9 protein-coding genes and 2 tRNA genes are annotated in these 11291 nt (G+C 58.4%); 3 read left to right on the top strand and 8 right to left on the bottom strand.

Annotation, left to right across the window (positions count from 1 at the left end; all coding sequences use genetic code 11):
* Positions 1-526: 526 nt before the first annotated feature.
* The 3 genes from R6U20_RS04395 to R6U20_RS04385 form a co-directional block, all read right to left on the bottom strand.
* Positions 527-603: transfer RNA gene (locus R6U20_RS04395), tRNA-Asp, on the bottom strand.
* A 130-nt stretch (positions 604-733) separates the two neighbouring features.
* A tRNA-Phe gene (locus R6U20_RS04390) sits at positions 734-806 on the bottom strand.
* Positions 807-890: 84 nt separating this feature from the next.
* Positions 891-1811 (bottom strand): NAD(+)/NADH kinase, encoded by a 921-nt coding sequence (locus R6U20_RS04385; RefSeq protein WP_410336652.1) that lies wholly within the window; start codon positions 1809-1811, stop codon positions 891-893.
* Positions 1812-1939: 128 nt separating this feature from the next.
* On the opposite strand from R6U20_RS04385, the gene R6U20_RS04380 reads away from it, so the two are divergent.
* Both R6U20_RS04380 and R6U20_RS04375 read left to right on the top strand, forming a co-directional pair.
* Entirely contained in the window at positions 1940-4276 is a 2337-nt protein-coding gene (locus tag R6U20_RS04380) for an FAD-dependent oxidoreductase (protein ID WP_410336651.1), read from the top strand.
* 316 nt (positions 4277-4592) lie between these two features.
* Positions 4593-5279, top strand: a complete 687-nt coding sequence (locus tag R6U20_RS04375) for an HAD family hydrolase (RefSeq protein ID WP_410336650.1) — start codon at positions 4593-4595, stop codon at positions 5277-5279.
* 217 nt (positions 5280-5496) lie between these two features.
* Here the strand turns inward: R6U20_RS04375 and R6U20_RS04370 are convergent, their stop codons facing one another.
* The 3 genes from R6U20_RS04370 to R6U20_RS04360 all read right to left on the bottom strand — a co-directional run bounded on the left by R6U20_RS04370 (position 5497) and on the right by R6U20_RS04360 (position 8944).
* On the bottom strand, positions 5497-6450 hold the full coding sequence (locus R6U20_RS04370) for a branched-chain amino acid transaminase (RefSeq protein WP_410336649.1): 954 nt from the start codon (positions 6448-6450) through the stop codon (positions 5497-5499).
* Between the two features lie 62 nt (positions 6451-6512).
* A complete protein-coding gene (locus tag R6U20_RS04365) occupies positions 6513-7253 on the bottom strand; it encodes a glycosyltransferase family 2 protein (protein WP_410336653.1) in 741 nt (246 codons plus the stop codon).
* 146 nt (positions 7254-7399) lie between these two features.
* Positions 7400-8944, bottom strand: coding sequence for a magnesium chelatase (locus R6U20_RS04360; RefSeq protein WP_410336648.1), 1545 nt, complete (start codon positions 8942-8944; stop codon positions 7400-7402).
* Between the two features lie 322 nt (positions 8945-9266).
* Here R6U20_RS04360 and R6U20_RS04355 point away from each other — a divergent pair, with 322 nt between their 5' ends.
* On the top strand, positions 9267-9683 hold the full coding sequence (locus R6U20_RS04355) for a hypothetical protein (RefSeq protein ID WP_410336647.1): 417 nt from the start codon (positions 9267-9269) through the stop codon (positions 9681-9683).
* A gap of 295 nt (positions 9684-9978) precedes the next feature.
* On the opposite strand, the gene R6U20_RS04350 is transcribed toward R6U20_RS04355, so the two are convergent.
* Both R6U20_RS04350 and R6U20_RS04345 read right to left on the bottom strand, forming a co-directional pair.
* Positions 9979-10491, bottom strand: a complete 513-nt coding sequence (locus R6U20_RS04350; protein WP_410336646.1) for a DUF2231 domain-containing protein — start codon at positions 10489-10491, stop codon at positions 9979-9981.
* A gap of 52 nt (positions 10492-10543) precedes the next feature.
* Entirely contained in the window at positions 10544-10870 is a 327-nt protein-coding gene (locus R6U20_RS04345; protein WP_410336645.1) for a hypothetical protein, read from the bottom strand.
* Positions 10871-11291: the final 421 nt, after the last annotated feature.

Raw genomic sequence — 11291 nt, 5'->3', positions numbered from 1 at the left:
CGCAGTGAATAAAGATCTCCCCCAAGGTTGGCAGGGCCGTTCAATCGCCTATAGCCCCGCTGAGCGTCGAGGAGATGGTTCGGCGTGCTCCGGGCTGGGCCCGTCGCGTGCTCACCATGACAGGTTTTGGGGGGACACAGAGTTTGGCACAGTCTCCGCACCCTAACATTCAGGTGTGACACGACAGTAGTGCTGTGTCACAGGTCATTCTATGGGCTAAACCAAGATCGCTACGCGTGCTGTGCTGTCCCGAACGGCTCTTGCTGAACGCCAGGGAGATGGTTCCGTCGAATGCCCTTCGAGTACCTGTTTAGCGTGATTTCGGGCGAAGGGAAGGCGCGATGCAAGTCCCCCCAAAGCAGGAAATCAAAAGCAGGAAATCAAAACAGACTTTCGGGGCCGCGCCTGACCAAACATGACCCCACATAAAAAAACGCCCCTCAGCAACAAAGCCGAGCAGCGTTACGGAGCAGCGTTACGGAGCAGCGTTACGGAGCAGTGATATGCCCTTTACAGATGCACTATGTGGCGGTCCGGACGGGACTCGAACCCGCGACCTCTGCCGTGACAGGGCAGCATTCTAACCAACTGAACTACCGGACCAGATTTCGACTAAACTGGAGGCGACTTTGGTTTGACTCTTGGTGTGCTACCGTGCTCTAAACAGAGGCATTGATTGATTCATAACACCTCTTAACACGTACCAAAACAAAGTCTTGCACCAAAAAATGTGTGGTCGGGGGCGGATTCGAACCGCCGACACACGGCTTTTCAGGCCGTTGCTCTACCACCTGAGCTACCCGACCAAATCGGAATATCATAGAAAGCACTGGACACGCAACATTCAAGTACATACGCACTGTTTCATGTCGAGTTCAACGACCCTGGACCTAATGGTTCTGGGACGCGTCCTCAGGGGGCTCGTTGTCCGAGCTGGCCGAGGACCGTGCGCCCCACATCAGCTTACGCCGCAAGGTGTTGAACACATGCGAGCCATCCAGTTTCACAAGGTTCACCGAATGAGCGGCCCGTCGTACCGTAAATGATATAGCGGGTTCCTTGAACTCTGTGCTTACGCCGTCAACGGCAAACACGTAGGGGCGCTCTGGATTGCGCACTTCAGCGTGAATGGTGGCGGTGGCGGGCAGCACCACAGGACGCACCGACAGCGTGTGGGCAGCTATCGGGGTAATAATGACCACGCCCGTTTCGGGCATAAGAATGGGCCCGCCTGCCGAGAGCGAGTACGCAGTCGATCCGGTGGGCGTCGAAAAGATGAGCCCGTCGGCCCAGTAGGTGTTGAGCGGCTCCTCGTTTACCGTTACGGCAATGCGCAGCAGTCCCGCCGCCCCACTCCGGTTGATGACGCACTCGTTGAGCGCCCAGTTGCGCCCCAGATTGCGTCCGGCAGCGTCCACCTCCAGCACCATCCGCGAACTGATGCGGTAATCACCCCGCTCCAACGCATCTACTGCGCGGGAAACCTGGTTGTGTTCTACATCCGCGAGGAATCCAAGCCGACCGATATTCACGCCTACAAGCGGCGTATCCGATGGACTTACAGCGTGGGCTGTACGCAGCAGTGTGCCATCGCCACCAAACGAGAACACGACATTGGCCTGGCGCCCCACGTCGTTTACGCTGGGCGCTACGCATCCCTCTTGCACCGCCATATTGCGCTCGGCTCGCCCGTTGGCCAGTTCAGGAGCAAGCCGGTACGGCAATTCGCGTGTGTCCAGCACGCGAATCACGCGGTCAAGAAGCGGCCACAGTTCTTCCTTGTGCGGATTTCCAGTTAGACCGTAGATCATAAACAGGGGGATTCAGAGCAAGGACAGCCCATGCAGAAAACAGAATGCGACACATGTAACGCACACGCCGATGTTGCGTACATACCATCTGTGCAATCGGTCCTTTTCCTTTGTTTGGATCCTATTCTATGCTCGATGCCCTCTCTCGCTACGCTGACTGGCTCCACTTGCAGTGGCCCGACGGCGACGTGTCGAAGCTCCCTCGCGTGGATGATGCTTACCGTACCAATGTAGACGGGGTGTATGTGGTGGGCGACTTGGCGGGCGTTCCCCTCCTTAAGTTCTCGCTCGACAGCGGCACCAAGGCCGTGCGCGACATTGTGAACGACGCTTCGTTTCGTTCCCGCAGTGATTCGGATGTCTATGACGTGGTGATTCTGGGGGCGGGGGCGTCGGGCATGGCTGCCGCTCGCGAGGCAGAAAAGCAGGACCTCTCGTACGTGGTGCTCGAAGCAACGAAACGCTTTGCAACCATCAAAGACTTCCAGGAGGGGAAGCCCATCTACACGTATCCCGATCGGATGACTCCGGCGGGCGACCTTCAGGTGTCGGCTCCGGTGAAGGAGGAGCTTGTGGAGGAACTGGAAGCCCAAACGCACGACCTTCATGTGGAGCCGGGCGAGGCCCAGCGCATCGACCGCGACAACGGACAGCTGACGGTGGTGTGCAACGACGACACGCGCATAGCAGCCCAGCGCGTTATCGTGGCTATTGGCCGGAGCGGGGCCTTCCGCGAACTGGGTGCCCCTGGCGAAGACCAAGAGCATGTACATCACCAGTTGCACGACCCAACCAAGTGTACCGGCAAGCCAGTTACTGTAGTTGGAGGAGGCGACTCGGCACTGGAAGCGGCTATTGCCCTTACCGAAGCCGGGGCCGATGTCACGCTCTCCTATCGCCGCGACACGTTCTTCCGCCCCAAAGAAGCAAACATCGACCGGGTGTACGAGCTGGCATCCTACAGCCGCACCGGCTCGCTCACCCTGAAAATGGAGACAGACGTTGAGCGCATTGAGGAGGATGCGGTGCTCCTGCGCCATGCCGACGACACCACCGAGCGTCTTCCGACGCAGCAGGTTTTTGCGATGATTGGGCGCGAGGCCCCGCTCGACTTCTTCCGCCGCTCGGGCATCCAGATTCGCAACGATTGGGGGCAGTTCCCCGACTCGCTTACCGATGCGTTCAGCAGTTTGGACTGGCTCGGCACCCTCCAGTGGAAGCGCATTGGAGCCATGGCGGCGTTCTTTGCGTTTATGATTGCAGTCTTTAGCTGGAAAGATGGCGGCTGGCTCGGCACCTGGGCGGCCTCGGCCGGAGCCTTCCCGTTCAATTTGCAGGATGCGTTTGCCAATGCCGATCCGGACAGCCTGTGGGGCGTGCTCGCCACCTCGCTCCAGTCGCCGTCGTTCTACTACACGTTTGTGTATTCGTCGGCAGTCGTCATCTACGGCTACCGGCGTATTAAGCGACGAAGAACGCCGTACATTCGCGTGCAAACCATCACCCTGGCTGCCATTCAGGTGCTGCCGTTGTTTCTGCTTCCGGAACTCATCTTGCCGTATCTGGGCGCGAATGGATGGCTGCCCACTGGCTTTTTGGATGCGCTCTTTCCGGCATCGGAATGGGCGGCCCACGGACGCGAATACTGGCGCGCCTATGGCTTTATCCTGGCCTGGCCGCTGCTGGTGTACAACGTCTTTACCGCCGAGCCCCTCGTGTGGTGGCTGGCCATCTGCTTTGTGCAGACGTTCGTGCTGATTCCCGGTATGATCTATTTCTGGGGCAAAGGGGCCTATTGCGGCTGGATCTGCTCCTGCGGCGCCCTCGCCGAAACCGTGGGCGATGAACACCGAGACAAGATGCCGCATGGGGAGTGGACCAACAAGCTCAACTTTGCCGGGCAGATCATCATGGTCGTGGCCTTTGTCATGCTCTTCTGGCGCATTGGTGGGTGGATCTGGCCCGGTGGCTGGATGGAGGCCTCATTTAACGCAATGCTCTCGGGCGGCGTTTTTGGACTGGGTATCCTGAGCTATGCCTGGTTCGTAGATGTCCTGCTCGCGGGCATGCTGGCACTGGGCGTCTACTTCTGGCTGAGCGGACGCGTGTGGTGCCGCTTCTTCTGTCCACTGGCGGCGCTGATGCACATCTACCATCGCTTTAGCCGGTTTCGCATCCTGGCCGACAAGGACAAGTGCATTTCGTGCAACGTGTGCACGAGCGTGTGCCACCAGGGCATTGATGTGATGAGCTTTGCCCAGCAAGGCAAACCTATGGAAGATCCGCAATGCGTGCGCTGCTCGGCATGCGTGCAGAGCTGCCCTACGGGCGTGCTCTCGTTCGGCCAGGTGGATACGACGACGGGCCAGGTCATTAGCCGGGACTCGCTCGAAGCCTCGCTGGCCCGAATTCAGGAGGAAGCTGCGCAGTCCTCCGAGCAGACGACTCAAACGCACGAGGCGTAACCGCACTGCCGACGGGGCCTGCGTCTCCCGGTTCGTCTTGCAACGGGGCGATGCGACCCCCTGCTTGCGCGATACAGAGCTGCACGGAGCCTCGGTCTTCCCGAAACGGGTACGCATTGTGGCCCACTGGACGACGTGTATCTTTCTTCTACCCTGTTTGTATTTAGTTGGTTATAGGTAAACATACAGGTATGTGGATCGCGTTTGGCTGTTACAATGCCTCAACATCTGGTAAAGGAAGCGTTTTTTGGGGATGCGCCGTCCTATCTTATTCAAAATTATCATATTTCTGCTAAACGCCTGGCTGTGCGGTCCTATGAAACTGCTTTTGTTCGACATTGACGGCACGTTGCTCCACGCAAACGGGTCGGGGCGCGTAGCGATAGAACGCGCGCTGGCGGATGCGTTTGACTGCCCCGTTACGACTGAATCGGTCTCGTTTTCGGGGCGCACGGATCCGGGCATTATGCGCGACATTCTGGAGGTCAATGGCATTGCGCCAAGTATGGCGAACATCGGGCGGGCGCTTCGTGCCTACGAGTCGGTGGTGCTGGAGATGGGCAATCCCGACGACGTGACGCTTATTCCGGGAGTGCCGCCGCTCTTGGATCGCCTGGCTGGGCGCTCTGATGTAACGCTGGGGCTGCTTACGGGCAACCTGCGCACGACAGCGTTCTGGAAGCTGGAGGCGGTGGGGCTAGATGCGCACTTTGCGTTTGGCGCGTTTGGGTCAGACAGCGGTGAGCGCCACAAGCTGCCGCCGGTGGCTGTGCGCCGCGCTCAACGGCACACGGGGCATACGTTCGTGGGCCGCGATGTGGTTATCATCGGCGATACCGAGCACGACATTCGGTGCGGACGGGGCATTGGGGCGTTTTCGGTGGCGGTGTGCACAGGCTCTTTCACGCGACCCGATCTGCAACCGCACAACCCGCATGCCCTTTTCGACACCCTCGAAGATGGGGATACCTTCATCGAACAGGTGCTGGCGCCGATGTCGTAGCTGATGCTGTACTCCTCCACAGGCCCCCTCCACACGCCTCCTGCACACGCCAACGACGCATGCGGAGTTGGTATAACGCAGGCTTCAGCCCAACACAGCAAACCCGCCTGAGCGTTTTGAATGCCCGGGCGGGTGCACTTATGCATGCTTCATGGTCTGCGGGATGCGCAGGATGCAGAAGCCTTTTCCTAAAGCCGATGCGTAGCGACGCCCTCGGTCAGGCTGTGACGGCTTCTTCTTCAGAGGTTTCCTCCGATACAGGCGTATCGACAAATGTGAGCCAGTCGTGCGGATCGTTGCCGCCTTCTACGATATCGAAGAACGCGTCCTGCAGTTCTTTCGTGATCGGGCCACGCGTTCCGTTTCCTACGGTGTAGTGGTCTACGCTTCGGATGGGCGTGACCTCGGCGGCAGTGCCTGTAAAGAAGAGTTCATCGGCGATGTAAAGCGCCTCGCGCGGGATGGTTTTCTCTTCAACCGAGTAGCCGCGCTCACGAGCCAGCTGGATGATGGCGTCGCGCGTGATACCAGGCAGAATGGAGAGGCCTACCGGTGCGGTGTAGAGCTTGCCATCTTTTACGATGAAGAGGTTCTCGCCGCTTCCCTCGGCCAGATAGCCGTTCGTACTAAGCATGATGCCCTCGGTCATGCCATTTTTCACCGCATCCATCTTGACGAGCGATGCGTTCAGGTAGTTGCCCCCCGCTTTTGCCATGGCAGGCAGCGTGTTTGGCGCCATGCGATTCCAACTGGCCACTTCTACATCCACGCCCTGCTCCAGCGCTTCTTCACCGAGGTACTTGCCCCACTCCCACACGGCCACGATTGAATCGACCTCGTTTTCGAGTGGGTTCACGCCCATCGGGCCCATGCCGCGAAACACGACGGGCCGGATGTAGCACTCAGCCAGCCCGCTGCGCTCCACCGTATCGATGACCGCCTCATTCAGTTCGTCCAGATCGTACGGGATCTGCATACGGTGGATCTTGGCCGAGTTTTCCAGCCGCTCCATGTGTTCAGGCAGGCGGAAGATAGCGGAGCCCTTTTCGGTTTCATAGCAGCGGATGCCTTCAAACACCGAGGAGCCGTAGTGAACCACATGCGAGAGTACATGGATTTGCGCATCTTCGTACGGGACGAATGATCCGTTGAACCAGATGTCGTAATTCATGGAAGCAGGGAAATATGAAGCAACAAAGACCAATTACGAAACGTCGGATCGCGCCTGGATGTTCAGGCAAATTCAGCGGATTCGGCTTGAATACTGGAAGCGCTTTTACGCACTGGTGTCTCAAATACAGCATAGCGAGCAATTGTCCACAAGATCTTGGCACTGGCCCGCACCGTGCCTGACACGGTGCCCGTAATCTTCGATACGCCTACACGTTTGCGATACGACACGGGGGCCTCTTGAATGCGGAGCCCGGCCTCTACTGCCTTAATCTGCATCTCGATCGTCCAGCCGAACGTGCGGTCTTGCATGTTAAGGCGTTGCAGCGCGTCGTACCGAATGGCCCGGAACGGCCCCAGGTCGGTGTACTGCGCGCCCCAAATCCACCGCATGAGCCTGCAGGCCAGCCGGTTGCCAATGCGTGCCTGCGGGAGCAACGCCCCCGGTTCGGCATCTCCTTGAATGCGCGATCCGACGACGAAGTCGGCCTCACCACAGCGAATGGGATCGACCAGGCGGGGCAGTTCGTCGGGATGGTCGCTGTAGTCGCCATCCAGAAAGACGATAATATCGGGGGATACGGAGGCCGCGTACTCCAGTCCGCGTAAGCAGGCCGCCCCGTAGCCGGGTTCGGGCTCGCGCACGACGGTAGCTCCCGCCGCACGGGCGTTGCACTCGGTGGCATCGGTCGAGGCATTGTTGACGACCACCACCTCGTCTACGCGGCCGGCAGGCAAGTCGCCCACAACGTGGCCGATCGCATCGGCCTCATTAAATGCTGGAATAATGACAAGGGTTGTCATAAGAAGCGGCTGAAATACGTACGCGGGCCATCGATCGACCGGGCCAACCGGCACGAGGTGGGTATCCAGATCGACCATGCCGTTACAGCGTGGCCCTCCTTTCACCGTACCGCCTGTGCTCCCTGATCCCACTGCCAAGTAGCCCCTTACCGGAAGTCGTCTACATCAAAATCATCGTCGTCGAAGTCGTCCTCATCGAAGCCATTGCCGAACGAGGAGAGCATTGAGCCCATGATGTCGCTGTACGACTGGCCGTCGTCGCGCATCTCTTTGCCGAGAAGCGAGTTCTGGTGCAATGCCTCCAGCACCATCTCCATCATCACAAAGCGCTGCGCGTTGGTGTCGGGCGTTGATTCGGAGGTCACGAGCTCGGCCAGTCCATCGACCTCGCCAAGGCGCGTGCGGTAGGTGTCGTCGGAGAGGTCTTGCGTAAGATGCACGGTGTTGCCTTCGGTAAACCACGCCAGGACGTCGGCATACGCTTCGCGGCCGCCGCCTTTTTCGTCGGGGTCGGGGAAGTACTGCGTGAACACCGTGCGCAGGGCACGCCCAATGAGCGTGTAGGCTACGTTCTCGGCGCCCTCTTGCTCGCCCTCGTACACAAGCTCAACTTTGCCCGTAATGGCCGGGGCCAGATGCAGCAGGTCGCTTACGCGCACCACGGTTTCCTCTTCGCCATTGACGAGCGCGCGCCGTTCGGCTGCCGAGATTAGCAGCTCCAGCGCGGCCCTCGTCACACGCACCGACACACCCGACTTCTGGTCGATGTACTCGCTGTCGCGTGCCTCAAACGCGACTTGCTCGATGACTTCGCGGAAGATATATGGAATCTGGACATCGACGGGAGTGCCGTCGTCATCAGCGCGGTCTTGCCACGCCTCTTGCTCGGTAATGGCCATACCCACCTCCGTCGTCTTCGGGTAGTGGGTGATAATCTGGCTGTCGATGCGGTCTTTCAGCGGCGTAATCAGGTTGCCGCGGCTGGTATAGTCTTCGGGGTTGGCTGAGAACACCAGCATCACGTTGAGCGGGAAGCGCACATTGAACCCACGAATCTGGATGTCTTGCTCTTCCATGATGTTGAGCAGCCCCACCTGAATGCGCGGCTGCAAATCGGGCAGTTCGTTGATCGCGAAAATGCCCCGGTTGGTGCGCGGAATGATACCGAAGTGGATGATCTCCTCGTCGGCGTAGGTGAGTCGCAGATTGGCCGCCTTAATCGGGTCAATGTCGCCAATCAGGTCGGCGATCGTCGTGTCGGGGGTCGCCAACTTTTCGCCGTAGCGCTCCGACCGGTGCATCCAGTCGATGGGGGCTTCGTCGCCATGCTCTTCAACAAGTTCGCGGCCTTGCTTCGTGAGCGGATTGTAGGGATGCTCGTTGAGTGGCGTGTCTTGAAGCACTGGGATCCACTCGTTCAAGAAGCGCGGTAGCATCCGTACAATGCGGCTCTTGGCTTGCCCTCGCAGCCCCAGTAGAATGATGTCGTGCTGGCTCAAGATGGCGTTTTCTAACTGCGGGAGCACTGTGCGATCGTATCCCAATACGCCCGGGAAAAGCGGATCACCAGTCTGAAGCTTCTTCATCAGGTTTGCCCGCATCTCTTCTTTCACGGTGCGGTGTACGTATCCGGACGCACGAAGCCCACCAAGCGTACTGATGTCGGGCGGTGCAGTCGAAGCATTAGGCATAAGGAGGCAGAAGCGGTGAGAGAGACGCGATTGTCTGAAGGTGGCACGCCCGGTATTTTGGGCAGTTCCTCTGCACGCTCAGGAATGATGCGTTCCTTACAATCGGCCCCCGTTGGTGGGCTCTTGGTTGCAAAGATAGGCGTTGGCTGGATACAGGGCACTTGCATTTCATAACTGCTCGGCGCAACGTCTCGTAAGGCCGTCTGTATGTAGGGCGATCCAATATCTGTATCGTTCCCCAATTGTCCCCTTGTTTATGTATTCGATGTCCTGCTCTTTACGTCGTCTCCTGTATGCCCTGAGCGTTGTTCTTCTTCTCACTGTGAGCCTGTCTGCAGGTTCGGCTAATGCGCAGCGTGCCTCGGGCAATGTAGGACTGGGTGGGCAGATCGGCTCGCCCAGCGGTGTTACGCTGAAGTTCTACAATGCGGGCGGGCCCTCGTACGACTTTCTGGGCGCATGGGACTTGAACGAGTTCTTTTTCCTGAATGCCCATGCGCAGTTTAGTCAGCCCATTCGTGCTAACAATGTGTCGGGGCTGGAGTGGTTTTTTGGTCCGGGAGCATTCATCGGCGTGGATGACAATGACGCTGCGATGGGCATTAGCGGACGCGTTGGCCTCAACTGGATGGCCAATGAGTACGTCGAGTTCTTTGGGCATGTCACGCCCCGCCTAAACCTGGCCCCCGACACTGATGGCGACTTCGGCGGCGGCCTGGGGCTCCGGTATTACTTCTGATCACGGCTTGTGTTATGGATTCAGAAGGCGTACAGCTTCCCAGCATCCGGTCATCTCGGACGATTGCGGCGACGGTTGGCATTCGTCTGGGATGACCGTGTAGGGGCATAAACATGTACTTCTGCACGTTCAATCAGGTACGGGTATGGTACAACGCGTTCTGATTCGCTTATCCAGCCGTTTGCGCTTGATCTGTTTGTGACTTGTTGCTCCCCCGTGCATGTACCGTTCATGTGCACAAGCCAGAACCTGCGGCCCCAATGTACAGACGGTGATTGCGCGGACGCTCAACGGGTTACTCGAATGCTGCGCAGTCTGGGCCAGGGTGGTATACGGCGGCTGCTTGCTGGTATACCAACTGTGCCCCCAGGTGGCCTACGTACCCCAGCCCTGCGCTACCTGACAGCAGTAAGCCTACCAGTACAAGCCGTACGCCAAAACGCCCAAGGCGCCCAAGGTTGGGCGTCCAACCCCGCCATAGGAGCACGTCTATCCCCAGACCTCCGGTAAACAGCCAGGCAGTGCGGTACGCCCATTGCTCGTGCGTCTCAGCGATGGTAGGATCACATAGCGTACGTGCCACCTCGGCATCGGCCAGGGTCCCTGTGTACACGGCTACCCATGCACCGAGTGTGCCCAACCCCAGGAGGGTGCGTCCGGCAGGCACCAGAAACCTGAGGACAGCATACCGCCGGTGCAGCATTGCGATCATGCGCATGCCGGTACCGACAAGTAAGAGCGCAATCGGGAAGTGGACGACGAGCGGATGCCAGAGTTCGGTCCGCCACATCGAGGGCAGAGGGTCCACTGTACGTCTTGTGCAGGTTGTAGGGTCTTCAGAGTCGGTTGGGCGGGCGTCTTTAGGAGCCGTCGTCCTGAATTGTCACCGTTACGGGGTCGAGACGCTGACCCACTTTGTTCACCTCCACGGCAACCTGCTGGTTGGTTTGTAGCGCATCGAAGGAGCGTTCCGTAGTGTCGCTCATTACGCGTGTCGAGTCGGTGAAGTATAGCTCGAGGGTTCCTGTTTCTGGAACGGACACGTAGATCTCTTGCTCGTCGGCATTCACTTCTGTGATGGTACCTTCGTACGTACCGCTTTCCACTACGGCTGTGTCATCTGCACCACATCCTGTAAGGAGACCAACCGAGAGCGCAACCAAAAACAACAGGGATAGAGATTTCATCGTTTGCATGGGGACTGTGGAATGTATGGTGTCTGTGGGAAAGTGAAGTCATTACACGCACGTCAATCGTTATAGACGTCCCGAAGAACGATGTTTTGAACGATGTTTTCCGGCGGGCTTCTCCTCATCTTACGATTCAGAGTTAGAGAGACCGTGGATAGTGCTGTGTCACAACGGGTTGTGCTATAGTTTCAGAAGTCGCACAGCCCCCCAATGCCCGTCATCCAGATCATGAATCGAGTTCAGGACAGGCAAGGCGCCCCTGGCGTCGCTGATCCGGAGCCGAGCGAAGCGAGGGCCGAAGGTCATGCCTGTGGTACGCACGAAGTAATCTATGCCTCCATCTGATAACGCCAATCACGATCAAGTCCCAATCACTTCAGGATTAGCGACTACCTGACAGAGCAATAGTGCTGTGTCA

Source organism: Longimonas sp. (assembly GCF_046498435.1).
Classification (GTDB): Bacteria; Bacteroidota; Rhodothermia; order Rhodothermales; family Salinibacteraceae; genus Longimonas.
Note: the sequence above shows the minus strand (reverse complement) of the source record. Positions and strands in the feature narration are given on the sequence as shown.